This window comes from Caulobacter sp. GW822-FHT07D08 (assembly GCF_058798735.1).
In genome coordinates, this window is record NZ_JBXAKU010000008.1 from 63314 (window position 1) to 87979 (window position 24666).

Sequence of the window (24666 nt, forward strand, 5' to 3'; positions counted from 1 at the left end):
CCGAGTATGATCCCCGTCCGCGGATTCGAGGACAAGACCGTCGCGGTGTTCGGCCTGGGCCGAACCGGACTGACGGCCGCGCGCGCCTTGATCGCGGGTGGGGCGAAGGTCGCCCTCTGGGACGAGAAGCCGGAGAGCCGCGAAGCCGCGGCCGCCGAGGGTTTCCCCGTCGTCGACCTGCAGGCCGCCGACTGGAGCCAGTTCGCCGCCCTGATGCTGTCGCCGGGCGTGCCGCTGACCCATCCCAAGCCGCACTGGACCGTCGGCAAGGCCAAGGCCGCCGGCGTCGAGATCCTGGGTGACGTCGAGCTCTTCGCCCGGACGGTCAACGCCGCGCCAGCGCACAAGCGCCCGAAGATCATCGCCATCACCGGCACCAACGGCAAGTCGACCACCACCGCCCTGATCGGCCATCTGTGCGCCTCGGCCGGCCGCGACACGCGGGTCGGCGGCAATATCGGCCTGGGGGTTCTCGGCCTGGAGGACATGCACGGCGGCGCGGTCTACGTACTGGAGCTGTCGTCCTATCAGCTGGACCTGACCTCGAGCCTGAAGCCCGACGCGGTGGTGCTGCTGAACATCTCGCCCGACCACCTGGATCGCCACGGCGGCATGGACGGCTATATCGCCGCCAAGCGCCGGATCTTCCTGAACCAGGGCAAGGGCGACACCGCGATCATCGGCGTCGACGATCCCTGGTGCCAGCAGATCTGCACCGAGATCACCGCCGCCAACCGCCGCACCATCTGGCCGATCAGCGCCGGCAAGGCGATGGGCCGGGGCGTCTACGCCCTGCAGGGCGTGCTCTACGACGCCACCGGCGAACGCGTGGTCGAGATGGCCGACCTCCTTCGGGCAAGAAGCTTGCCGGGCCGCCACAACTGGCAGAACGCCGCGGCCGCCTACGCCGCCGCCCGCGCCATCGGCATCCCCGCGCACGACGCGGTGGAGGGTCTGATGACCTTCCCGGGCCTGGCGCACCGGATGGAGACCGTCGGCAAGATCGGCAGGGTCCGCTTCGTCAACGACAGCAAGGCCACCAACGCCGACGCCGCCCGCCAGGCGATGTCCAGCTATCCGAAGTTCTACTGGATCGCCGGCGGCGTCGCCAAGGCCGGCGGCATCGACGACCTGAAGGACCTCTTCCCGCGCATCGCCAAGGCCTATCTGATCGGCGAGGCGGCCAACGTCTTCGCCGTGACCCTGGCCGGCAAGGCCGACGTGAAGATGAGCGGCACGCTGGAGAAGGCCGTGCAACAGGCCTATGCCGACGCCGCCGCCAGCGGCGAGGACGCCGTCGTCCTGCTCTCGCCGGCCTGCGCCTCGTTCGACCAGTTCAGCGACTTCGAGGCCCGGGGCGAAGCGTTCCGCGCCGCGGTCAACGGCCTGACGGCGAGCGGCGACAAGTCAGCGGTGGCGTGAAGGCCATCTGGCCGCAAGGCCGCGACTGACGCTCCACGATCTTCACGAGTCGCTCTCAATTCCATCGGGCTTGCCAACGCCCCTCGCCGCCGTCCGCGTGTCGGGCGCGGCGCGGCTGAACTTAGCCGTGCCTTCGGCGTTGAACCGTTCATGCGCCGCTAAGGGAGGTGGCGCGTCGTCTACGGAGCGAGCATGTCTGAAGCCAGGGTCGAGAGAGAAGGCGCCCGTGTCAGCACGGGGGTGTCTGGGCTCGACGACATCCTGGGCGGCGGTCTGACGCGCGATCGCATCTACCTGGTCGAGGGCACGCCGGGTTCCGGCAAGACCACCCTGGCATTGCAGTTCCTGCTGAAGGGGCGCGAACTGGGGGAGACCGGGCTCTACATCACGCTCTCGGAAACCGAGCAGGAACTCAAGGCGGCCGCCGCCAGCCATGGCTGGTCGCTGGACGGAATAGACCTGTTCGAGCTGGTCAGCGAAGAGGGGCTGGACCCCGACAGCGAGCAGTCGGTGCTGCATCCGTCCGATGTCGAGCTTGGCGAGACCACGCGCGGGGTGATGAGGCAGGTCGAGCAGACCAAGCCGCTCCGCGTGGTCTTCGACAGCCTGTCGGAGATGCGGCTGCTGGCCCAGAATCCGCTGCGCCACCGCCGGCAGATCCTGGCGCTGAAGCACTTCTTCGCCGCCCGCCGGTGCACGGTCCTGCTGCTGGACGACCAGACCGCCGAGGATGGCGACCTGCAACTGCACAGCATCGCTCACGGGGTGATCAGCCTACGGCGGATGACCCAGGAATACGGCGCGCAGCGTCGACAACTCGAGGTCGTCAAGATGCGGGGCATCAAGTTCCGAGGCGGCTTTCACGACTTCTCGCTCGACACCGGCGGCATCCAGGTCTTCGAGCGCCTGGTCGCCGCCGACCATCCCGCCACGTTCGTCCAGGAGATGGTGTCCACGGGCGCGCCAGGCCTCGACGCGCTGATGGGCGGCGGGCTGACGCGCGGCGCCAACACCCTGATCAGCGGGCCTTCAGGCGTGGGCAAGACCACCACCTCGGTGCGCTGCGCCCTGACCGCGCTCGAGCGAGGCGAGACGGTCGCCTACTATCTGTTCGATGAGGGCCTGACGACCCTGCTGACGCGCTCGAAGGCGCTGGGCATGGATCTGAAGCCCCATATCGACAACGGCCGATTGATCGTCCGCGCCATCGATCCGGCCGAGCTGTCGCCAGGGGAGTTCGCGTTCCACGTCCGAGACGCGGTGGAGCGCCAGGGCGCGCGGACCATCGTCATCGACAGCCTCAACGCCTATCTGCAGGCCATGCCGGGGCAGAAGTTCCTGCTGCTGCAGATGCACGAACTGCTGACCTATCTCAACCAACAGGGCGTGGTGACTCTGCTGATCCTGGGCCAGCATGGCTTCATCGGCGAAGTTCGCAGCGACATCGATCTCAGCTACCTCAGCGATGGCATCCTGCTATTCCGCTTTTTCGAGGCCGCCGGTTCGGTGCTGACGGCGGTCTCGGCGGTCAAGAGCCGCACGGCCGCGCACGAGAAAACCATCCGCGAGATCCGTCTGACCGGACACGGCATCGAGGTGGGGCAGGCGCTGACCGACTTCCAGGGCGTGATGTCCGGCCTGCCCTCGTACCAGGGCAAGATCGACATGCTGGGCGAGGAGAAGAGTCGGCTGGCGGATGCCTAAGCCGATCCTCATCTTGGCGCCACGAGGGCGGGACGCGGCGGTCATCGCCGAAACCCTGAGCCATGTCGGTCACGCCTCGCAGATCTGTGGCGACCTGGGCGAGCTGAGCCAGGCGCTGGGCGACGAGGCCGGCGCGGCGATCCTGACCGAGGAGGCGCTGGCCCAGGGGGCCTCGGACGCCCTTACGGACTGGCTGGCCCATCAGCCGACCTGGTCGGACTTTCCGTTCATCGTGCTGGTCACCAAACAGCCGGGCAAACGGACCCAGGCCGACGCCGAACGTCTCAAGGGCATCGGCAACATCGTGCTGCTGGAGCGGCCGATCAACGCCGAGACGCTGATCAGCGCGGCGCACTCGGCGATCCGCGCCCGTCATCGCCAATATCTCGCCCGCGATCACCTGCACGCCCAGACCAGGGCCGAGGAGCAGCTTCGCTTCGCCCTTGAAGCCGGCAAGCTGGGCGCCTGGGACCTGGATCTGGACAGCGGCGCGCTGACCACGTCCGCCGCGACGCGCGGCCACTTCGGCCATGCCGCTGACCAGCCGCTGACGCTGGCCGGCGTCGAGGCGGCCGTCCACCCGGAGGACGAGGCGCTGCGCGCCGCCGCGCTGAACGCCTCGATCGGGTGCGCCGAGGACTACGACGTCGAGTACCGGATCTTCTGGCCGGACGGCTCCCTGCACTGGGTGCAGGTGCGTGGGCGGCTCAACCGGATTCGGCCCGACGAGCCGCGAAGGATGTCGGGGATCAGCCTCGACATCACCGGGCGCAAAACGGCCGAGGCGGAACTGCGCCTGCTCAACGAGACGCTTGAACAGCGCATCGCCGACAGCGTCCGTGAGTTGCAGCGCGCCAACGAGCGCCTGCTGACCGAGATCAGCGAGCGCGAGCAGGCCCAGGCCGCCCTGGTCCAGGCTCAGAAGATGGACGCCATCGGCCAACTGACCGGCGGCATCGCCCACGACTTCAACAACCTGCTGACCGCCATCGTCGGCAATATCGACATGATCGAGCGGCGCAGCGACGACGAGCGCGTCAAGCGCATGGCCGCCAACGCCCGCGAGGGTGTCGAGCGCGCCACCAAGCTGACCGCGCAGCTTCTGGCCTTCTCGCGCAGCCAGCAGCTGGATCTGCAGCCCGTGGAGGTCGACGCGTTGATCACCGGCATGGACGACCTGCTGACCCGGACCTTGGGCCACACGGTAGAGGTCCGCATGGCGCTGGCCGCCGGCGCGGCGCGGGCCAAGGCCGACGCCAACCAGTTGGAACTGGCGATGCTAAACCTGGCCATCAACGCCCGCGACGCCATGGGCGATGGCGGCGTGGTGACCATCTCGAGCCGGATTTCCGACGAATGGCGCGAAGGCCTGCAGCCCGGCGACCACGTCGTGATCGCGGTCAGCGATACCGGCCACGGGATTCCCAAGGATCTGCTGCAAAAGGTGTTCGACCCGTTCTTCACGACCAAGAGTGTGGGCAAGGGGACGGGGCTGGGCCTCAGTCAGGTCTATGGCATCGCCACCCAGTCGGGCGGCACGGTGCGGATCGACAGCACCGTCGGCGTCGGGACGACGGTCGAGATCTGGCTGCCGATCACCGAGGCCGGTGATCGCATCCGGCCCAGCGACATTGCGCCGAACGAAACTCCGCTCAGCGAAGGCGAACGCGTCCTGGTGATCGACGACGACCCCAGCGTCCGCCGGTTTCTGGTCCAGTGCCTGCGCTCGCTGGGTTACCGCGTCACCGAGGCGTCGGGCGGGCAGGAGGGGTTGGCGCGCCTGGCCGAGGATCGCCCCGACCTGATGGTCGTCGACTTCGCCATGCCGGGCATGGACGGCGCCCAGGTCGCCAGGCGAGCGCGTCAGGTCATTCCCCAGCTGGGCATGTTGCTGATCACCGGCTACGCCGACGCTGGCGCGATCCGGGAACTGGTCAATTCCGAGGCCGTCCTGCGCAAGCCGTTCAAGGTCAGCGACCTGGCCGTCGCCGTCCGCAAGGCGTTGGGCGAGCGCGCCGCCGCCGTCGGATAGGGAAGCGTCGCCGCTCACTCCAGCGGCATGAAGGCGTCCACCTTGTCCAGCGCCGCCAGTGGCGAGCGGATCGAGCAGCGCAGGCCGTCGGCGCGGTAGTCCAGCGCCACCAGGCCGCCCAGTTCGTTGGGCAAGGCCGTTTCGACGATGCGAGAGCCGAACCCCCGCCGCTCCGGCGGTCGCACCGTGGGGCCGCCGCGTTCGGCCCATTCGATGATCAGCTGGTCGTTCGGATCGACCGACCAGCGGACGTCCACATGGCCGTCGGGGGTGGAGAGGGCGCCGTATTTCAGCGCGTTGATCGCCAACTCGTGGAAGGCCAGGGCCATGACCACGGCCGGTTTTGGCGAAACCTTCAGGTCCTGGCCCGTGATGGTCAGCTGGCCGGGCCTGGCGCTGTAGGGCGTCACCGAGCCGTCGACGATCTGGCGCAGATTGGCCGCCGACCAGTTCTGGTCGGTCAGTACGTTGTGGGTGGCGGCGATGGCCATCAGCCGGCCTTCCAGGGCGTCGCGCACCGTGGCCTCGACGCCGGCGTTGCGCAGCGACTGGTTGGTGATCGATTGGATCGTGGCGAGGGTGTTCTTGACCCGGTGGTTAAGCTCGTTGACCAGCAACTGGCGGTGCGCCTCCGCCCTCCGCTCGCCGGTGACGTCGCGCGAGGTGGCCAGCACACGGATCACCCGGCCGTGCTCCAGGATCGGCGAGACGGTGGTGTCCCACCAGCGCGGCGCGCCCCGCGCCGTGGGGCAGAAGGCGCGGAAGGCGACGGCGTGGCCGCCGAGGGCGGCGCGCAGAGACTGCTCGACGGTTTCGCGGCTTTCCGGCGGCCACAGGTCGGGCCAGTAGCGCTGGCGATTGCGACCGTCGAAATCGTCAATCTCGAACAGCGACTGACCCTGGGCGTTCATGTACTCGACACGGCCGTCGGCGCTGATCACGCGGATGCAGTCCGGGCTGGCCTCGACCACGCTGAGGAAATAAGCCCCGGCGCCTTCCAGAACGGCCTTATCGGATCCTTCGTCGGCCACGCGTCGCCCCTGCCATACGGTCCATGATCACTGGCTGACGGGCGAATTCAAGCAAAGCCTGTGCGACTCGGCGGACCTTCGCGCGTCTTGCGCACAGCGGAGCGTCCAACCATCTGAATTTACTTGAGTGCGCCCGGATGGAACGGCCACGCTTTTCGTGGCTGTTCCGACGTCAGGGCTTGAAGGAGTTTCGATGTCTCAGGTCGTCTGCGTCGCCTGCGGAGCCGGCAATCGCCTTCCGGAGGATCGCGATCCGCTCTCGGCCAAGTGCGGTCGCTGCAAGTCGTTGTTGTTCACCGGCGGTCCGACGGCCGTGACCGGCGCGGAACTGGATCGTCATCGCCGCATGACGAAAGGGACGGCCCTGCTGCTGGATGTCTGGGCGCCTTGGTGCGGGCCGTGCCGGAGCATGGCGCCGGCCTTCGCGGCCGCCGCGCGCCAGCTGGAGCCGGCCGTAAGGTTGCTGAAGCTCGATTCCGAAGCCGAACCTGCCGCCGCGGGCGCGCTGAACGTCAGCAGCATCCCGACCCTGGTGCTCTACAGGGACGGTCAGGTCGTCGCCCGGCAGGCCGGAGCCATGACCGCGCCACAGATCGTCGACTGGACGCGGCGCGCTTTGGTCTAGACTTCGTTCGACGGAGACGGGTCGTCCGAAGCGGGACGCTTGGCGGCGGCTTTCTCGGCGGCCTTGGCCGCCTTCTGGCGCTCGCGTTCCTTGCGCTCGAAATCGTAGTTGGGTTTGCGGGCCACCGGTCTAGTTCCGGGCCTTGCGGGCCGCGTAGCGCTGGTCGCGCTTGGCCTTGGCGTCGGCGGCGGACAGCGCCTTGCGTTCCTTGCGCTCACCGCGCTTGGCGGTCAGGGCCTCGGCGTCCAGAGCGGCTTGCGCCTCGATCCGCGCGGCTTCGGCGTCGGCGGTGGCTTGCTTGACGGCGGCCTTGGCGTCGGCGCGCAGCTTGCGGACCTGTGTCAGTTCCTGGGCGCGCAGCGTTTCACGCTGGGCGAACAACGGGTCGATGCTGGCGGCGCGCGGCTTGAACTTGGCCAGCAGCGCGGCCTTGGCGTCGGCGGCCGTCTTGAGGCGGTCCGAATGGCGGATGTCTAATGGATTCATGGTCGCTTTCGTATCCGGACGCGAAGTCGCGAGCCGGCGGGAAGATGAACGGACGACAGGCCCGGATGATCCATCCGGGCCTGTCTGAATCCTTAGGCGGCGGTCAGCTGACCAGCCGACATCTTGCCGCTGCGCTGGTCGCGCTCGAGTTCGAAGTTGACCTTCTGGCCTTCGTCGAGCGAGCCGAGGCCCGAGCGTTCGACGGCCGAGATGTGGACGAACACGTCAGCGCCGCCGTCGTTGGGTTGAATGAAGCCAAAGCCCTTGGTGGAGTTGAACCACTTCACGGTGCCGGTGGTCATGGATGTATTCCTTGCATGATAGGACGCGCGCGACTCGAGACGAGCCATGCGATCAAATTTTCGGAGAGGATTTGGAGAGGCTCGGGGCTCGATCCGAAGAGCAAGCATGGAGAGCGGCCGAACCAGTTCGATATTCGATGAAATATACCATGCGCCGACAGGCGAAATTCCGCAAGCGGTTTCTGAATATTATTCTACATCAGCCGGTTTCATTCTGTAATAATAGGGCATGTTTTTCAGTCTCATGCTTCGTATTCGATGCCAGTAACCAAGCTCCAGAAGCTTCCTCGCACCGGAAACGGCGTGCTGACGGTCACCCGCCAGGACAGCGCCGTGGCCTTCTCCCTGCTCGTCGCCAGCGGGCCTGCCGGGCGCAAGAGCGGCAAGGGCAGCCTCACGGGCGAGCCTGACATCCTGCGGCAGGCTTTCCGGGCTGGCGAATGCCGCCTGACCCTCGACGACGGCGAGGCGCTGAACATCGCCGTGGTCGCCCATACCGAGGGCGGCGAGGTGGCGTACTTCGAACTGCGCTGATCGCGACCAGCGGTTCGCACGCGCTTTTCGACGCATGTCCACCGGCGTAGAACGGCGCGGCAAGATTTGATTAACCCTGCGGTCCGACTCTCCGGCCATGGCCTCCAACGCGACACATGCCTTCGCCCGCACCGACCGCACCGCGATCGGCATCTGGTGGTGGACGACCGACCGCTGGCTGCTGGGCGCGACGGCCCTGCTGGCCACGCTCGGCATGCTGCTGTCGTTCGCGTCCAGCCCGGCCGCGGCCCAGCGGATCGGCATCGAGGACCAGTTCCATTTCGCCATCCGCATGTGCTTCTTCGCCAGCGCCTCGTCGGTGCTGATGCTGGCCGTATCGATGCTGTCGCCCAAGGGGATCCGGCGGGCGGCCTTCTTCATCTATATCGGCGCGATCGCGATCATGATCGCCCTGCCGTTTATCGGCCACAACGCCAAGGGCGCCACGCGCTGGCTGCAGTTCGGCGGTTTCACGCTCCAGCCCTCCGAGTTCATGAAACCGGCCCTCATCGTGCTGGTCTCGTGGATGTTCGCCGAGGGCCAGAAGGGCGAGGGGGTGCCGGGCGTCTCGATCGCCTTCTTGCTCTACTTCATCGCCGTGGCCCTGCTGCTGATCCAGCCGGACGTCGGCCAGACGGTGCTGATCACCATCGCCTTCGGAGCCGCCTTCTGGATGGCCGGGGTGCCGATCTCGTGGATCATGGGCCTTGGCGTGGTCGCCTTGGCGGGTCTTGCCTCGACCTACTTCCTGTTCGACCACGTGCATGCCCGGGTGCAAAAGTTCCTCAGTCCCGATCAGGCCGACACCCACCAGATCACCCGCGCCGCCGAGGCCATTCGCGCCGGCGGCTTCTTCGGGCGCGGCCCGGGCGAGGGCGTCATGAAGCGCCACGTGCCCGACCTGCACACCGACTTCATCTATTCGGTGGCCGCCGAGGAGTACGGGCTGATCTTCTCCTGGGCGCTGATCGCGATCTTCGCCTTCCTGGTGGTGCGCGGGCTGTACAAGGCCATGAAGCTGAACGACCCGTTCGAGCAGGTCGCGGCCGCCGGTTTGTTCGTGCTGGTGGGGCAACAGGCCATCATCAATATCGCCGTGAACTTGAACATGATCCCGACCAAGGGCATGACGCTTCCGTTCATCAGTTACGGGGGCTCCTCGATGCTCGCGATGGGTTTGACTCTGGGCATGGCCCTGGCCTTGGTGCGCAAGCGCCCCGGCGCCTATGGGGCGAGCGGCGAGTTCGGCCACGACGGCGCTTTCGCCTGAGATGAGCAAGCTGGCTGTCGTCGCCGCCGGAGGAACCGGCGGCCACATGTTCCCCGCCCAGGCGCTCGCCGAGGCCCTGACCGCGCGCGGCTGGCGTGTCGTGCTGGCCACGGACGATCGCGGCGCGCTGTACGCCGACAAGTTTCCGGCCGAAGAGCGGCTGGCGCTGTCGGCCGCCACGGCCAAGTCCAACGACCCGCTGGGCATGATCAAGGCCGGCTTCACGGTCATGCAGGGCGTGCTGCAGGCCCGCGCCGCCTTCAAGCGCCTGGACCCGGCCGTGGTCGTCGGCTTTGGCGGCTATCCCGCCCTGCCGGCCCTGCTGGGCGCGCTGAGCCAGAAGCGCCCGACGGTGATCCACGAGCAGAACGCGGTTCTGGGCCGCGTGAACCGCTTCCTGGCCCCGCGCGTCGACGAGGTCGCCTGCGCCTTCCCGACGCTGCAGATGGCCAAGCCCGCCGTGAAGGCCCGCGCCCATGTCGTCGGCAATCCCGTGCGCCCGCCGGTGCGCGCGCTCTACGACGTGCCCTACATCCCTCCCGAGGTGCAGCTGCGGATCCTGGTGACCGGCGGCAGCCAGGGCGCGCGCCTGCTGTCCGAGCTGATCCCCGAGGCGGTGGCCAAGCTGCCCGAGGACATGCGCTCGCGCCTCAAGGTCTTCCAGCAGGCCCGCGCCGAGAGCATGGAAAACGCCCGCAAGATCTATCGCAACGCCATGGTCGACTGCGAGGTCGCGCCGTTCTTCCGCGACATGGCCGGCTATCTGCGGCAGGCGCACCTGGTGATCGGCCGCTCGGGCGCCTCGACCTGCACCGAGCTGGCGGTCGCCGGCCGGCCGTCGATCCTGATCCCGCTGAAGATCGCCGCCGACGACCATCAGCGCTTCAACGCCAAGCTCCTGGAAGAGGCGGGCGGCGCGGCTGTGTGCCTGGAGGACGAGCTGACGGTCGACGCCATGGCCGGGGCCCTCAACGCCCTGCTCAAGAACCCGGAGCGTCTGGCGCGGATGGCCGAGGGCGCGCGCTCGGTGGCCAAGCCGAACGCGGCTGAGGAACTGGCGGATCTTGTGGAGCGCACGGCGCGGCGCTGACTTGAGCTTGCGCAAAGCTCTCCTGCGCGGACCGGCCTAAGGCGAACGCGCAGCGGCTGTGACCGCTCGCGCAGAGAAGGTTCGCCCATGTTCAGGACGTTGATTTTCGCCGGCGCCGTCGCGGTCGTCGCGCATGCTGGCTTCGCCTCGGCCGCCGAGCTCACGGTCAAGATGCGCAACCAGGGCGCCGAGGGGCCGATGGTGTTCGAACCCTCGACCGCCAGGCTGAAGGTGGGCGACACCATCCGCTTCATTCCCACCGATCCGGGCCACAACGCCGAGTCGATCCCGGAGCTGCTGCCGGCCGGCGTCGCGCCGGTGAGGGGCGTGATGGGCAAGGAAGTGGTGCTGAAGCTTACCAAGCCGGGCGTTTACGGCGTTAAATGCCTGCCGCACTGGAGCATGGGCATGGTGTTCGTCGCCAAGGTGGGCGACGCCAAGCTCGATCCGGCGACATCGAACAAGGTTCTGGCCTCCGCGCCGCCGCTGACCAAGCGCCGTCTCACCGCGGCGTTCAACGCGATCCGGTAGAGGCCGCGCGGCCCTACGGCTCGGCCCCCGTCTCGATCAGGGGGCGGCCGATCGCGACGGCCGCCTCGACGCTGTTCGCCACAGGAACCTTGGCGAAGGGTTTCCAGCCGTCGCAGACCACCTTGGCCACGGCCTCGTCCGTGCTGCCCGCGGGCAGGGGGGCGGCGGAGCGCAGATCGCCGGTCACCGGACCCTCGCGGCCTCTCGTCCGGATGCTGCCGAACCCGGCGTGGGCGATGGTCCGCGCCTTGCAGTCGATGACCTCGTGACGCCAGCCGCCCCAGAACTCTTCCGCGCCGGCCTTGAAGCCGCCCTCGGTGACCTGCAGCACGCGCAGCTTCGCCGTGCGGCCGCTCCACTGGACGCCGCCCATGTCGACGAAGCTCGCGAACCGACCGACATCGGCCAGGCGCAGTTCAAGCGGAGCGGGCGAGGGCTGCTGAGCGAGCGCAGGCGCTGTCCACACTAAGAGGATCAGGAGGACGTTTCGCGGCGCGCGGAATTGGTCTAATCGGCTTTTCATGATCCAGCGTCGACGTCCCGTCCCCTTCGAACTCGGCCCCGTGCACTTCATCGGCATCGGCGGCATTGGCATGTCCGGCATCGCCGAGATCATGCTGCGTATCGGCTACACCGTTCAGGGCAGCGACGCCAAGGCCAGCGCCAATACCGAGCGGCTGGAAAAGCTGGGCGCGCGCATCTTCATCGGCCACGAGGCCAGCCACGTCGAGGGCGCCTCGGCCATCGTCTATTCCACGGCCGTGAAGGCCGACAATCCCGAGATGGTCGCTGGCCGCGACAAGCGCCTGCCTCTGGTTCGCCGCGCCGAGATGCTGGCCGAGCTGATGCGCCTGCAGTTCTCGGTCGCCGTCGGCGGCACGCACGGCAAGACCACCACCACCTCGATGGTCGCGGCCCTGCTGGACGCGGGGGGCTTGGACCCCACCGTGGTCAATGGCGGCATCATCAACGCCTACGGCACCAACGCCAAGGTCGGCGAGGGCGACTGGATCGTCGTCGAGGCCGACGAGAGCGACGGCTCGTTCCTTCGCCTGAAATCGACGGTGGCCATCGTCACCAATATCGACGCCGAGCACCTGGACCACTGGGGCGACTTCGACGCGGTCAAGAAGGGCTTCCAGGACTTCATCCAGAACATCCCCTTCTACGGCTTCGCGGCGGTCTGCATCGACCATCCCGAAGTCCAGGCCCTGACCTCGCGGATCGAGAACCGCCGGCTCGTCACCTATGGGACCAATCCCCAGGCCGAGGTGCGGGTCTCCAACATCGAGATGGGGCCGGAAGGCGCGACCTTCGACATCATCGTCTCGCCGCGCGACGGCGAGGTCGTCCGCTATGACGGCCTGAAGATGCCGATGGCCGGCCACCACAACGTGCTGAACGCCACCGCCGCCGTGGCCGTGGCCCGCGAGCTCGGCGTCGACGCCGAGTCGATCCGCAAGGGCCTGGCCGGCTTCGGCGGGGTCAAGCGCCGCTTCACCACCACGGGCGTCGCCAACGGCGTCCGCGTCGTCGACGACTACGGCCACCACCCGGTCGAGATCGCCGCCGTGCTGAAGGCCGCCCGCGCGGTCTCGACGGGCAAGGTCATCGCCGTGGTCCAGCCGCACCGCTACACTCGCCTGCGCGACCTGATGACCGAGTTCAGCAGCTGTTTCAACGACGCCGACACGGTGATCGTCGCCGACGTCTACTCGGCCGGCGAGCAGCCGATCGAGGGCGTCGACCGCGACCACCTGGTCGAGGGGCTCAAGAAGTTCGGCCATCGCCGCGCCCTGCCGCTGGAGAGCCCCGCGGCCCTTCCGGCCCTGATCGCGGCCGAGGCGACCAGCGGCGATCTCGTCGTCCTGCTGGGCGCGGGCGACATCACCAGCTGGTCCTACGCTCTTCCGGGGCAGCTGGAAGCTTTGGCGAAGTGAAGATCAACCGCTGGATCGCGACCAAGGCCGCGATCGTCGTCGCGGTGATCGCGTACCTGGCTGGAAGCTGGTGGTTCACCAGGCTGCTGACGACCCAGCGTCCCAAGGCGCCCGACGGTCCATTCGTCGTGGCGCTGAAGCAGCCCGGCGGCGTCACCTATGTCACGCCGTTCGAGCACGGGGCGCATATCGGCCTGATCGTCGTCGGCATCCTGCTGGTCCTGGCCTGGTGGACGGTCGAGCACTTTGAGAAACGATCCAGGACGCGCTAGAGCCCCCGCATGAGCTGGAAAACCAATCTCCCGACCGTCCGCGGCAGGCTGCTGATCGACGAGCCCCTGGCGCCGTTCACCTGGTTCCGGGTCGGCGGTTCGGCCGACGTGGTGTTCCTGCCGGCCGACGAGCAGGACCTGTCCGATTTCCTCAAGGCCCTGGACCCGGCCGCGCCCGTGCTGGCGATTGGCGTGGGCTCGAACCTCCTGGTCCGCGACGGCGGCGTCGAGGGCGTGATCATCCGGCTGGGCAAGGGCTTCAACGGCGTCGAGCCGCTGGGCGGCAACCGCATCAGGGCCGGCTCGGCCGTGCCGGACGCCATCCTGGCCCGCAAGGCGGCCGAGGCGGGGATCGCTGGGCTGGAGTTCTATGCCGGCATCCCGGGCACGATCGGCGGCGCGGTGATCATGAACGCCGGCTGCTATGGCTCGGAAACCGTCAATGTCGTCAAGTCCGTCCGGGTGATGGATCGCGCGGGCGTGGCGCGGGAGCTGGCCGTCGAGGACTTGCGCTACACCTATCGCCATAGCGCCCTGCAGGATGGCGAGACCGTGATCGTGCTGGACGCCGTGTTCGAAGGGACCGCCGACGAGCCCGAGGCGATCAAGGCCCGCATGGCCGAGATCACCAGCCGCCGCGAGACCACCCAGCCGATCCGCGAGAAGACCGGCGGCTCGACCTTCAAGAACCCGCCTGGCCACTCGTCGTGGAAGCTGGTCGATGAGGCCGGCTGGCGCGGCAAGCCGTTCGGCGGGGCGATGTTCTCGCCGCTGCACAGCAACTTCCTGATCAACACCGGCGAGGCGACCGCCGCCGACCTGGAGGGCCTGGGCGAAGCGGTCCGCGCTGACGTCAAGGAAAAGACCGGCGTGCAGCTGGACTGGGAGATCAAGCGGATCGGACGCCCGGCTTAGCGGCGCCCGTTGGCTGTGTGACAGTTCAGCGCAATGCTGACTCCCCCCGGCGTGGAGCGGTGCTATGACTCCCGCGCCTTTGGGGAGAATCCTTGCTCATGTATCGTCGCTTACTGGCCGCCACCGCGGCGCTCGCTCTGCTTTCGGGCGCCGCCCACGCTGAATCTTCCAAGTCGGCCAAGGCCGCGGCCGTCGCGCCGAAGCCCGCCGATCCCGTCGCTACGGCCGAGGCCCTGCGCGACAAGGCGCTGCTGGACCGCACCGCCTGGGACGTCACCGAAGACCTGACCACCACCATCGGCCCGCGCCTCGTCGGCTCGCCGGCCATGGAGCGCGCCAAGGACTGGGGCGTGGCCAAGCTGAAGGCGCTGGGCTTCACCGACGTGAAGGTCGAGCAGTTCGCCAAGCCGTCTTGGACGCGTGGCGAGGAAAGCGCCGAGCTGGTCGGCCCTTATCCGATGAAGCTGTCGATCGTCGGCCTGGGCCGCACGGTCCCGACCCCGCCCGAGGGCATCGAGGCCGACGTCGCCCTGTTCCGAACCTTCGCCGAACTGATGGCCGCGCCGGAAAGCGCCGTGAAGGGCAAGATCGTCGTCATCACCCAGCCGATGGTCCGCACCCAGGACGCCTCGGGCTATGGCGTGGCCGGCATTTCGCGTCGCGCGGGCCCGACCGAAGCCGCCAAGCGCGGCGCCGTGGCCGTGCTGATCCGCTCGATCTCGACCTCGGACTCGACCGTCCCGCACACCGGCGTCACCGCCTTTGGCGACGGCGTCTCGACCGTGCCGTCGGCGGCCCTGGGCGTGCCGGAGGCCGAGCAACTGGAGCGCCTGGCCAAGAAGGGCCCGCTGCGCATCAAGCTGAAGCTGGCCTCGACCACCGATCCGAACGATGTCGCCTGGAACATCTCGGGCGAGATCAAGGGCTCGGAGAAGCCGGACGAGGTCATCGTCATCGGCGGCCACCTGGACAGCTGGGACGTCGGCACCGGCGCTCTGGACGACGCGACGGGCATCGGCATCACCACCGCTGTCGGCAAGCTGATCGGCGACCTGCCCAAGCATCCCAAGCGCACGATCCGCGTCGTGATGTGGGGCTCGGAAGAGAGCGGCGGTTCGTCGGAAGCCTACCTGGCCGCGCACAAGGACGAGGTCGCCAAGATCGTCCTGGCCGGCGAGAGCGACGAGGGCGCGGACAACATCTATTCGCTGAAGTTGCCGGCCGGCGCTCAAGGCACGCCGTTCGCGACCACGGTCGCCAACGTGCTGATGCCGCTCAAGATCATCGTCGCGCGCGAGCCCGCCCGCGGTGGCGGCGCCGACATCTCTGGCCTGGAGTCCGCCGGCGTGCCGTCGGTCGAGATGCGCCAGGACGCCAGCCGCTACTTCGACTACCACCACACGGCCGACGACACCCTGAACAAGGTGCGTCCGAACGAGCTGGCGCAGAACGTCGCCGCCTGGGTCAGCCTCATCTACCTGGTGGCCGAGACGGACGTGGATTTCCGCGCCCTGAAGGCCGCTGCGCCGGCCGCTCCGGCGGGGCGTTAAGCATCTAACTCCGCTCTTCCTTCCCCCTTGATGGGGGAAGGGTAGGGATGGGGGTGTTGGCAGGGCCTTTCCGCCTCTCTAGGAAGGGTTTTCAAGGCGTCTGACGCGGCGCCGCACCCCCACCCAACCCTCCCCCATCGAGGGGGAGGGCTCATAGAGCGCCTCCATGACCCAGCCGACTTCCAACGCCCCTTTGGCCGGCCGCCACATCGCCGTCCTGCTCGGCGGCCCTTCGTCGGAACGTGAGGTCAGCCTGGTGTCGGGCCGCGAATGCGCCGATGCGCTGGAGCGGCTGGGGGCCAAGGTCTCGCGCATTGACCCGGGCGTCGACGTCGCCCAGGTGCTGACAGCCACCAAGCCCGACATGGTCTTCAACGCCCTGCACGGCGAATGGGGCGAGGACGGCTGCGTCCAGGGCGTGCTGGAAACCCTGAAGCTGCCCTACACCCACTCGGGCGTCCTGGCCTCCGCGCTGGCCATGGACAAGGCCAAGGCCAAGGCCGTGCTGGCGGCCGCTGGCGTGATCGTTCCGGGCGGCGGGCTTTACAACCGACACGATGTCGCGCGCGACCATGTGTTGCAGCCCCCCTATGTCGTTAAGCCCAATGCCGAGGGTTCATCGGTCGGGGTGTTCCTGGTGTTCGAGGGCGCGAACCGTCCGCCGGAAGAACTTGCCTCTCCTACGTGGACTTTCGGCGAGGAAGTCATGGTCGAACCCTACATCCAGGGGTTGGAATTGGCCGTCGCGGTGCTCGGTGAGTCAAAAGGTCCCAGGGCGCTGGCGGTGACGGATATCCGTGCATCCACAGGTTTCTACGACTACGAAGCCAAGTACTCGGAAGGCGGTTCAATTCACGTCCTACCGGCCCCAATCCCTGATGGCGTAAGGGATCGCGCGATGCGGATGGCCGAGCTGGCCCATACCGCTCTTGGTTGCCAAGGGGTGACCCGGTCCGACTTCCGTTATGACGACATTAACGACATTCTGGTCCTTCTAGAGGTCAACACGCAGCCCGGCATGACGCCGACCTCGCTCGCTCCCGAGCAGGCCGCCCACGTCGGGATCCCGTTTGATCAGTTAGTTCTATGGATCGTGGAGGACGCCTATGCCCGCTGTAGTGCGGGGGGGACCGCCTAAGCCTAGGCGACCCCGGGCCGAAGCGCCCGCAAGTCCGAGCAAAGGCAAGCCGGCGCCCCGGGGGGCGCAGCCGGCCGCGAAGTTGCACGCCGCCAAGGGCGTGGGTTTGTCGCCCACGGTGGCCCTGAGCGTGGCGGGCGCGGCCTTGGGTCTCGGCCTTGTGATCATGCTGGCGACCGGTCATCGGGCCGAGCGCATCGGCGCGTCCATGGTTCATGGCGTCGACAACAGCTTCGCCTCGGCGGGCTTCAAGCTGAAGACGGTTCACATCCGCGGCGCCTCGGCGACCGCGCAAGGCGATATTCTGGCGGCCTCGGGTCTATACCTGAACCAGCCGACGCTGGGCATGGATCTGAACGATGTCCGCGCCCGGGTGCAGGGCGTCGGCTGGGTCAAGGACGCCAAGGTCGTGCGCATGCTGCCCGACACCGTGCTGATCGCGGTGGAAGAGCGGCCGGCCCTTGCCGTCTGGCAGAACCAGGGCCGCATGAAGGTGATCGACGGCGAGGGCCGGGTGATCAGCGAGGCCGATCCGGCCCGCTTCCCCGCGCTGCCGCTGGTGGTGGGGCAGGGCGCCGACCAGGCGGCCGGCCTGATCCTGCCGGCGGTGGCCTCGCGGCCGCGCCTGCGGGATCGTCTCGAAGCGCTGGTGCGCGTCGACGATCGCCGCTGGGACCTGAGACTGAAGGACGGTTCGCTGATCCAGCTGCCGGCCATTGACGAAGAATCCGCGCTGATTCAATTGGATCAGCTCGACCAACGACAGCGAATCCTCGACATGGGTTTTGCGCGGATCGATCTGCGCGACCCCGAAATGGTGGCTGTGAGACCTCGCGACGCGGCGCTGCCTGGGCAGCCCGTGGCCGGCGGGGCGTAACGAGTGATGACTGAGGTGACGATAGCGATGTCGCGATTGGAGGAACGGAAGCAGGCGCGTGAGGGCCTGAAGGCCACGCTCGTGCGCCAGCCCGCCATCGCGGCCGTCGACCTGGGCGCCTCCAAGGTCACCTGCTTCATCATGAAGGCCGATGGCGTCCACCGCGACAACCGCACCCTGACGACCGCGGGCGTGGGCTACGTCCAGTCGCGCGGCGTGCGCGGCGGTGCGATCGTCAACCTGGACGAGGCCGCCCAGGCGATCGCCCAGGCCGTGGAGCGCGCCGAGACCGTGGCCGGCGTCAACGTCCAGGGCGTGTCTGTCTGCACGGCCGGCGGCCAGCTGGGCAGCAACCGCGTCCACACCCAGGTTTCGCTGGGCGCCCGTCCGATCGGCGACGCCGACCTGTCGCGCGCCATCGCCGCGGCCCTGGCGCAGGTCCGTATTCCCGGCCGCAAGCCGATCCACCTTCTGCCGATCGCCTGGTCGGTCGACGGCCAGCGCGGCATCCGCGATCCGCGCGCCATGTTCGGCCGCTCGCTTGGCCTGGAGCTGCTGGTGGTCTCGGTCAACGAGAACATCTTCCACACCCTGGCCCACTGCGTCGAACGCGCTCACCTGTCCTTCGAGGGCGTGGTCGCCGCGCCGTTCGCCTCGGCCCTGGCGGCTCTGGAAGAGGACGAGATGGACCTGGGCGCGGTCTGCATCGACATGGGCGGCGGCTCGACCTCGGTGGCTGTGTTCAACAACGGCGCCCTGTGCCACGTCGACAGCCTGGCCGTCGGCGGCGGACACGTGACGCAGGACATCGCCCGCGGCCTGCAGACCTCGGTGGTCGGCGCCGAGCGCATCAAGACCCTGCACGGTTCGGCGATCGCCTCGGCCAACGAGGACCGCGAGATGATCGAGGCTCCGCCGCGCGGCGACGATCCGGGCGCGGGTCCGGTGATCGCCCCGCGCAGCCTGCTCAAGGGCATCATCCAGCCGCGCGTCGAAGAGACCCTGGAACTGCTGCGCGAGCGCCTGAAGGCCTCGGGCGCGCCGGTCGAGCCGGGCGCGGGCATCGTCCTGACGGGCGGCGCCAGCCAGCTGGCCGGCGTTCGTGAAGTCGCCGTGCGTGTGTTCGACCGTCCGGTCCGCCTGGGTCGTCCGCGCCGGGTGCCGCACCTGGCCGACGCCGCTTCCGGCCCCGCCTTCTGCGCCGCGGCCGGCACGCTGCACCGCACCGCCTTCGGCCCGCGCGAAGCGGTGTCCAGCAAGGCCCTGGCCGGCAACGTGTCGCGCAAGCGACCCCTGGACCCCAACGCCAGCCCGATGGCCAAGGCGGCCGCCTGGCTGAGGGACAACCTCTAACGGCGCCGCTGTTCCGACGCTCGAAGTTTAAAGCGTGAGTAACTCTACAGTTTAACTCTTTGGGCCCGGTCGAATGTCTCGACCGGGCCTTTTGCTTCCCGGCCGCGCCTATATTCGCCAGAATTGTCGTTCAGCGTCGTTCGGTCGCACGCGCCTGTGGATCCCCGGCGGAACCCTTGGTTCGCCAAGAGATTCTGTTGATAGACCACAATTTATCCCACGGTCGCGCTCGACCAGATCACGACTCAGATTATGCAGTTAACTGCCGATTAACGATGGTGGTTGTTCTGTTAACACGATCGTCGAGGCAATCCTGGGCGATCGGGTGTCGCCGAGGTCTAGTTCGACGATTTCGGCGTTAAGGACGCGAGGGTCCCATGGCTATTTCTCTTTCCGCGCCGCGTACGACTGAGCTGAAGCCGCGTATCGTGGTGTTTGGTGTCGGCGGCGCTGGCGGCAACGCTGTGAACAACATGATCGAGGCGGGCCTCGAAGGTGTCGAGTTCGTGGTGGCCAACACCGACGCGCAGCAGCTGCAGTTCGCCAAGACGGACCGTCGCATCCAGCTGGGCGTGCAGATCACCCAGGGCCTGGGCGCCGGCGCGCATCCAGAAGTCGGCATGAGCGCCGCCGAAGAGAGCTTCCCGGAAATCGGCGAGCACCTCGATGGCGCCCACATGGTCTTCATCACCGCCGGCATGGGCGGCGGCACCGGCACCGGCGCGGCGCCGATCATCGCCAAGTGCGCCCGTGAGCGCGGCATCCTGACCGTCGGCGTCGTGACCAAGCCCTTCCACTTCGAAGGTCGTCACCGCATGCGCCTGGCCGACAGCGGCATCCAGGAGCTGCAACGCTACGTCGACACCCTGATCGTCATTCCGAACCAGAACCTGTTCCGCGTCGCCAACGAACGCACGACCTTCGCCGAAGCCTTCGGCATGGCTGACCAGGTGCTGCACTCGGGCGTGCGCTCGATCACCGACCTGATGGTTCTGCCAGGCCTGATCAACCTCGACTTCGCCGACGTCCGCACGGTCATGACCGAGATGGGCAAGGCGATGATGGGCACCGGCGAGGGCGCTGGCGAAGACCGCGCCCTGATGGCCGCTCAGAACGCCATCGCCAACCCGCTGCTGGACGAAGTCTCGCTGAAGGGGGCCAAGGCCGTTCTGGTCAACGTGACCGGCGGTATGGACATGACCCTGCTGGAAGTCGACGAGGCCGCCAACGCGATCTCGGACCAGGTCGATCCTGAAGCCAATATCATCTTCGGCGCGGCCTTCGACCCGTCGCTGGAAGGCGTGATCCGCGTGTCGGTGGTCGCCACCGGCATGGACGGCGCCTCGATCGCCCAGATCGAGCCCAAGCCGGTCTCGCGCAACACCACGACCCAGCCGCTGATCGCCGACACCGCGCGCGCCCCGGCGCCGCAACCGGAACCGGCTCGTCCGACCGCTCGCTACGAAGCCGCCCGCCCGGCCGAGCGTCCGTCGTCGGCCTTCGCGCCCGAGCCCGCTCAGGAGCCTGAGGTCGTGATGTCCTCGCCTCAGGAGCCGGAAGCCGAGCTTTACTACGACGAACCCCGTGTAGCTGAAGAGCCGCGTATCGCCGCGCCCGCGGCCCGGACGGTGACCCGCATCGTCGACCCCATGGTCGATGACGTCGCCGCCGAGGAGCCGCTGTTCCCGGAGAACAACTACTACGAAGAGCGTCGCCCCCAGAAGCAGGGCGGCGGGTTCTTCTCGATGTTCGGCGGTGGCCGTCAGCGCTACGAGCAGCAGGCTTCGTCGGCTCCCCAGCCGCAGGCCCGTTCGGCCCAGAGCGCCCGCCCGCAGCTGCAGCCGATCGAGGCGCCGCAGGTTGACGACGGCGAGGACCTGGAAATCCCGTCCTTCCTGCGCCGACTGGCAAACTGAAAGGCGGCCCCAACAGGGGGACGCAAGACGTGATCGAGAGACGCCCCGGGTCATCCCCGGGGCGTTTTGCTTTAGGAATTTGGCGCACAGCAGAAGGCCGCCCATGACCCAGCGCATGAAGGAGATCGCCGACCAGATTGTCGGCCTCCAGGCGGAGCTCGACCGGGAAATCGAACGCCGCCGCAAGGTGCTGGGCTGGGCGCTCACCAATAAGATCGGCGAGTTTGAAATGGGCGTGGCGGCCGAGCATCGTCGGCTGCGATTGAACCTGGTCAAGTTCTTCGGTCGCACGTCGCCGGCCGTCGTCCTGACCGCGCCGGTGATCTATTCGCTGATCATCCCGCTGGTGATCGTCGACGCCTGGGTGAGCGCCTATCAGGCGATCTGCTTCCGGGCTTACGGCATTCCGCGGGTCCAGCGTCGCGACTACATCGCGTTCGACCGCGGTCGGCTGGGCTATCTCAATGTCATCGAACGTCTCAACTGCGCCTTTTGCGGCTACGCCAACGGGCTGGTCGCCTATGTGCGCGAGGTCTCCAGCAGAACCGAGCAATACTGGTGCCCGATCAAACACGCCGTGAAGGTCTCCGACCCGCACCGGCGCTACTACGAGTTCCTGGAATTCGGCGACGCCGAAGGCTATCGCGCTCGACTGGACGAATTCCGCGCGCGACTGCGCTCGGACCCTCCGACCACCTAGCATCGAGGGCTGCTCGGCGCCGTGAAATTCAGCTATATTGGCGCAATCTGCCAGTCTGAAGCTCGATCAGGTCACGATGAAGCTCACCCGCGCCGATCGGAAGATCCTGCAGATCCTGCAGGAAGACGGAAAGATCTCGAACGTCGATCTGGCTGAACGGGTGGGGCTGTCGCCCAGTCCGTGCCTGCGGCGGGTCAAGCAGCTGGAGGCGTCGGGGCTGATCAGCGGCTATGTCGCGCTGCTGGACCGGCGCAAGGCCCAGCTGGGCGTGCTGGCCTATGTCGAGGTGCAGGTCGACCACACCGAAGGCGCGGCCGAAGCGTTCAAGCAGGCGGTGCTGCGCGAGCCCGAGGTCGTCGGCTGCTACGTGATGACCGGCAGCTACGATTATCTGTTGCGGGTGGTGGCGCCGAACCTCGACGCCTATGGCGATCTGATGATGCAACGCCTGCTGAAGATGCCGGCGGTGAAGGACGTGCGCTCGGCGTTCGTTCTGGACACGGTCAAGGATTCCACGGCCCTGCCGCTGGACTATCTGGGCTGATCACATCTGGCCCGGTAGGGCGATTGGTTGGCATGATGTGACCGAATTGATGTTCATCAAGGTCATCATCGCCACGTTCTGACTTCAGCCTCGCGATAAGCTGCTTTCCGTCGTCCATCCGGAAAGCGCCATGACCTACTCCGTATTCACCGGCCTGACGCCCCAGGCCCCGGACTCCCTGCTGTCGCTGATCGGCCTGTATCGCCGCGATCCGCGCCCCGGGAAGATCGATCTGGGCGTCGGCGTATTCCGCGACGACCACGGCGCGACGCCGGTGCTGGAATGCGTCAAGGCCGCCGAACGGATCCTGCTGAACACGCAAGCCACCAAGTCCTACCTCGGTCCGGAGGGCGACATCGGCTTTCTGGACCTGCTGAAGCCGATCATCTTCGGTGATGCGGTCGACCACGAGGTGTTCGGCGTGCAGACGCCCGGCGGCACCGGCGCGGTGCGCCTGGCCTGCGAACTGCTGAAGGCGGCCAAGCCGGACATCCGCATGTTCATCGGCGCGGCGAGCTGGCCCAACCACACCCAGATCCTGGACCAGCTGGGCGTCGAGACCGTCACCTTCCGCCACTACGACCAGCGCGCCCAGCGCATCGGCTTCGACGACATGATGGCGGCGCTGGAGACGGCGAGGGCCGGCGACGCGGTGCTGCTGCACGCCTGCTGTCACAACCCGTCGGGCGCCGACTACAGCCTGGAGCAATGGGCGGCGATCGCCGAACTGGTGGCGCGCAAGGGGATCGTGCCGCTGATCGACCTGGCCTATCAGGGCCTGGGCCTTGGGCTCGAGGAAGACGCGGCGGGCATGCGCCTCGTTCTGGCGGCGGCCGAGGATGGCCTTCTGGCCTATTCCTGCGACAAGAATTTCGGCCTCTATCGCGAGCGGGTCGGCGCGCTCTACACGCTCACCCGCGATGCGGCGACCCTGGATCTGGCCGCCAGCAACATCCGGGCCCTGGCGCGCACCAACTGGTCGATGCCGCCGGATCATGGCGCCGCCACGGTGCGTATCATCTTGGAATCCGAGGCGCTGACCACGCTCTGGAGGTCCGAACTGGACGCCATGCGTGCCCGCGTCGCCGACCTGCGCCAGCGTCTGGCGACGGCGGTTCCGCTGCTGGCACCGCTGGCCGGACAGCACGGCCTGTTCGCCCTGCTGCCGCTGTCGCCGGCCCAGGTGGCCAGCTTGCGCGAGGACCACGCGATCTACATGGCGAGTTCGGGCCGCATCAATCTGGCCGGCCTGACCGTTGACACCATCGACACATTCGCGCGGGCGCTGAACGCCTGCCTGCAGGGAGAACCGGCATGACCGTGACCCAAGACAATCCCCTGGGCCTGGACGGCTTCGTCTTCGTCGAGTTCACCAGCCCCGAACCGGCCGCCATGAAGCGCCTGTTCGAGCAGATGGGCTTCGTCGCCGCCTCGACCCACCCGACCAAGGCCGTGACCCGCTACAAGCAGGGCCGCATCAACCTGCTGGTCAATGACGAGGCGACCGGCCAGGTGGCCGCGTTCCGCGCCGCCCACGGCCCGTCGGCCAACGGCATGGCGTTCGGCGTCGCCGATGTCGAGCAGGCCTATGCCGAGGCCCTGAAGCGCGGCGCCGTGGCGGCCTACGCCTCGGCCACGGTGCTGGGCGAGGGCGCGCGGGTGTTGGAAGGCATCGGCGGCTCGATGCTGTACCTGGTCGAAGGCGCGGACGCGGTGTTCGCTAGCTGGACCCCGGTGGCCGGCGCGGCGGAAGCGGAAAGCGCCAATAATGTCGGCCTCGACCTGCTCGACCACCTGACACACAACGTCAAGCGCGGCCAGATGCGAACCTGGTCGACCTTCTATCGCGACGTCTTCGGCTTCGAGGAGCAGAAGTATTTCGACATCAAGGGCCAGGCCACGGGTCTGTTCAGCCAGGCGATGATCGCGCCCGACAAGGCCATCCGCATCCCGCTGAACGAGAGCCAGGACGACAAGAGCCAGATCGAGGAGTTCATCCGCCAGTACAATGGCGAGGGCATCCAGCACCTGGCGCTGACCACGGACAATATCTACGACACCGTCGAGAAGCTGCGCGCCCGGGGCGTCAAGCTGCAGGACACCATCGAGACCTATTACGAGCTGGTCGACAAACGCGTGCCCGGCCACGGCGAGGATCTGGAGCGCCTGAAGAAGAACCGTATTCTGCTGGACGGCAATGTCGGCGAGGAAGGCTTGCTGCTGCAGATCTTCACCGAGAACCTGTTTGGCCCGATCTTCTTCGAGATCATCCAGCGCAAGGGCAACCAAGGCTTCGGCAACGGCAACTTCCAGGCCCTGTTCGAGAGCATCGAGCTGGACCAGATCCGCCGTGGGGTGATCACGGTCGACGCTTGAGCCTAGGGCTCGAAATTACCCTTCGTTGTCATCCCGGCCGAAGCGTAGCGTAGAGCCG

Annotated in this window: 25 protein-coding genes and 1 pseudogene; 21 read left to right on the plus strand and 5 right to left on the minus strand. The window is 67.7% G+C overall.

Annotated elements, in window-relative coordinates:
- Positions 1-6: 6 nt before the first annotated feature.
- From murD to AC1RJ9_RS16010, 3 genes are all read left to right on the plus strand, one after another.
- Entirely contained in the window at positions 7-1422 is a 1416-nt protein-coding gene (gene murD, locus AC1RJ9_RS16000) for a UDP-N-acetylmuramoyl-L-alanine--D-glutamate ligase (protein WP_492837884.1), read from the plus strand.
- A gap of 192 nt (positions 1423-1614) precedes the next feature.
- Positions 1615-3126 (plus strand): ATPase domain-containing protein, encoded by a 1512-nt coding sequence (locus AC1RJ9_RS16005; protein ID WP_492837885.1) that lies wholly within the window; start codon positions 1615-1617, stop codon positions 3124-3126.
- Positions 3119-5158 carry a hybrid sensor histidine kinase/response regulator gene (locus AC1RJ9_RS16010; RefSeq protein WP_492837886.1) on the plus strand — a complete coding sequence of 680 codons (2040 nt, stop codon included), beginning with the start codon at positions 3119-3121 and terminating at the stop codon, positions 5156-5158. The genes AC1RJ9_RS16005 and AC1RJ9_RS16010 overlap by 8 nt, the downstream gene beginning before the upstream one ends.
- A 14-nt stretch (positions 5159-5172) precedes the next feature.
- On the opposite strand, the gene AC1RJ9_RS16015 is transcribed toward AC1RJ9_RS16010, so the two are convergent.
- A complete protein-coding gene (locus tag AC1RJ9_RS16015) occupies positions 5173-6189 on the minus strand; it encodes a sensor histidine kinase (RefSeq protein ID WP_492837887.1) in 1017 nt (338 codons plus the stop codon).
- Positions 6190-6382: 193 nt separating this feature from the next.
- On the opposite strand from AC1RJ9_RS16015, the gene AC1RJ9_RS16020 reads away from it, so the two are divergent.
- Entirely contained in the window at positions 6383-6814 is a 432-nt protein-coding gene (locus tag AC1RJ9_RS16020) for a thioredoxin domain-containing protein (RefSeq protein WP_492837888.1), read from the plus strand.
- Here the strand turns inward: AC1RJ9_RS16020 and AC1RJ9_RS16025 are convergent.
- The 3 genes from AC1RJ9_RS16025 to AC1RJ9_RS16035 form a co-directional block, all read right to left on the minus strand.
- On the minus strand, positions 6811-6939 hold the full coding sequence (locus AC1RJ9_RS16025; RefSeq protein WP_492837889.1) for a hypothetical protein: 129 nt from the start codon (positions 6937-6939) through the stop codon (positions 6811-6813). The two genes, AC1RJ9_RS16020 and AC1RJ9_RS16025, sit on opposite strands and share 4 nt — an antisense overlap.
- A gap of 4 nt (positions 6940-6943) precedes the next feature.
- Complete coding sequence (locus AC1RJ9_RS16030; RefSeq protein ID WP_492837890.1) at positions 6944-7300, minus strand: DUF6481 family protein; 357 nt, start codon at positions 7298-7300, stop codon at positions 6944-6946.
- A gap of 92 nt (positions 7301-7392) precedes the next feature.
- Complete coding sequence (locus AC1RJ9_RS16035; protein WP_125159448.1) at positions 7393-7602, minus strand: cold-shock protein; 210 nt, start codon at positions 7600-7602, stop codon at positions 7393-7395.
- Positions 7603-7905: 303 nt separating this feature from the next.
- Here AC1RJ9_RS16035 and AC1RJ9_RS16040 point away from each other — a divergent pair, with 303 nt between their 5' ends.
- From AC1RJ9_RS16040 to AC1RJ9_RS16055, 4 genes are all read left to right on the plus strand, one after another.
- Entirely contained in the window at positions 7906-8136 is a 231-nt protein-coding gene (locus AC1RJ9_RS16040) for a hypothetical protein (RefSeq protein ID WP_492837891.1), read from the plus strand.
- A 97-nt stretch (positions 8137-8233) separates the two neighbouring features.
- Positions 8234-9406 (plus strand): putative lipid II flippase FtsW, encoded by a 1173-nt coding sequence (gene ftsW / locus AC1RJ9_RS16045; RefSeq protein ID WP_492837892.1) that lies wholly within the window; start codon positions 8234-8236, stop codon positions 9404-9406.
- Between the two features lies 1 nt (position 9407).
- The gene (gene murG, locus AC1RJ9_RS16050) at positions 9408-10496 is read left to right on the plus strand and encodes an undecaprenyldiphospho-muramoylpentapeptide beta-N-acetylglucosaminyltransferase (protein ID WP_492837893.1); all 1089 of its coding nucleotides are present in this window, start codon (positions 9408-9410) and stop codon (positions 10494-10496) included.
- 87 nt (positions 10497-10583) lie between these two features.
- A complete protein-coding gene (locus AC1RJ9_RS16055) occupies positions 10584-11027 on the plus strand; it encodes a pseudoazurin (protein WP_492837894.1) in 444 nt (147 codons plus the stop codon).
- 13 nt (positions 11028-11040) lie between these two features.
- Here AC1RJ9_RS16055 and AC1RJ9_RS16060 read toward each other — a convergent pair whose 3' ends face one another.
- A complete protein-coding gene (locus AC1RJ9_RS16060) occupies positions 11041-11550 on the minus strand; it encodes a hypothetical protein (RefSeq protein WP_492837895.1) in 510 nt (169 codons plus the stop codon).
- On the opposite strand from AC1RJ9_RS16060, the gene murC reads away from it, so the two are divergent.
- From murC to hppD, 13 genes and pseudogenes are all read left to right on the plus strand, one after another.
- Entirely contained in the window at positions 11549-12967 is a 1419-nt protein-coding gene (murC, locus tag AC1RJ9_RS16065) for a UDP-N-acetylmuramate--L-alanine ligase (RefSeq protein ID WP_492837896.1), read from the plus strand. The two genes, AC1RJ9_RS16060 and murC, sit on opposite strands and share 2 nt — an antisense overlap.
- Entirely contained in the window at positions 12964-13239 is a 276-nt protein-coding gene (locus AC1RJ9_RS16070; protein WP_492837897.1) for a hypothetical protein, read from the plus strand. The genes murC and AC1RJ9_RS16070 overlap by 4 nt, the downstream gene beginning before the upstream one ends.
- Before the next feature lie 9 nt (positions 13240-13248).
- Positions 13249-14154, plus strand: coding sequence for a UDP-N-acetylmuramate dehydrogenase (gene murB / locus AC1RJ9_RS16075; protein WP_492837898.1), 906 nt, complete (start codon positions 13249-13251; stop codon positions 14152-14154).
- Between the two features lie 92 nt (positions 14155-14246).
- The gene (locus tag AC1RJ9_RS16080) at positions 14247-15704 is read left to right on the plus strand and encodes a M28 family peptidase (protein WP_492837899.1); all 1458 of its coding nucleotides are present in this window, start codon (positions 14247-14249) and stop codon (positions 15702-15704) included.
- A gap of 166 nt (positions 15705-15870) precedes the next feature.
- Positions 15871-16842 (plus strand): D-alanine--D-alanine ligase, encoded by a 972-nt coding sequence (locus tag AC1RJ9_RS16085; protein ID WP_492837900.1) that lies wholly within the window; start codon positions 15871-15873, stop codon positions 16840-16842.
- Entirely contained in the window at positions 16811-17719 is a 909-nt protein-coding gene (ftsQ, locus tag AC1RJ9_RS16090) for a cell division protein FtsQ (protein ID WP_492837901.1), read from the plus strand. Before AC1RJ9_RS16085 ends, ftsQ begins: the two co-directional genes overlap by 32 nt.
- Before the next feature lie 27 nt (positions 17720-17746).
- Positions 17747-19072, plus strand: a complete 1326-nt coding sequence (ftsA, locus tag AC1RJ9_RS16095) for a cell division protein FtsA (protein WP_492837903.1) — start codon at positions 17747-17749, stop codon at positions 19070-19072.
- A gap of 275 nt (positions 19073-19347) precedes the next feature.
- Positions 19348-19414, plus strand: a pseudogene (locus AC1RJ9_RS16100) (hypothetical protein).
- A gap of 35 nt (positions 19415-19449) precedes the next feature.
- Positions 19450-20988 carry a cell division protein FtsZ gene (gene ftsZ / locus AC1RJ9_RS16105; RefSeq protein WP_492837904.1) on the plus strand — a complete coding sequence of 513 codons (1539 nt, stop codon included), beginning with the start codon at positions 19450-19452 and terminating at the stop codon, positions 20986-20988.
- Positions 20989-21091: 103 nt separating this feature from the next.
- Positions 21092-21688 carry a hypothetical protein gene (locus AC1RJ9_RS16110; protein WP_492837906.1) on the plus strand — a complete coding sequence of 199 codons (597 nt, stop codon included), beginning with the start codon at positions 21092-21094 and terminating at the stop codon, positions 21686-21688.
- A 76-nt stretch (positions 21689-21764) separates the two neighbouring features.
- The gene (locus AC1RJ9_RS16115) at positions 21765-22232 is read left to right on the plus strand and encodes an Lrp/AsnC family transcriptional regulator (protein ID WP_492837907.1); all 468 of its coding nucleotides are present in this window, start codon (positions 21765-21767) and stop codon (positions 22230-22232) included.
- A 130-nt stretch (positions 22233-22362) separates the two neighbouring features.
- Complete coding sequence (locus AC1RJ9_RS16120; protein ID WP_492837909.1) at positions 22363-23550, plus strand: amino acid aminotransferase; 1188 nt, start codon at positions 22363-22365, stop codon at positions 23548-23550.
- Positions 23547-24608: a 4-hydroxyphenylpyruvate dioxygenase gene (gene hppD, locus AC1RJ9_RS16125; protein WP_492837911.1), complete on the plus strand. Its 1062-nt coding sequence runs from the start codon at positions 23547-23549 to the stop codon at positions 24606-24608. The genes AC1RJ9_RS16120 and hppD overlap by 4 nt, the downstream gene beginning before the upstream one ends.
- The last annotated feature ends 58 nt before the right edge of the window (positions 24609-24666 follow it).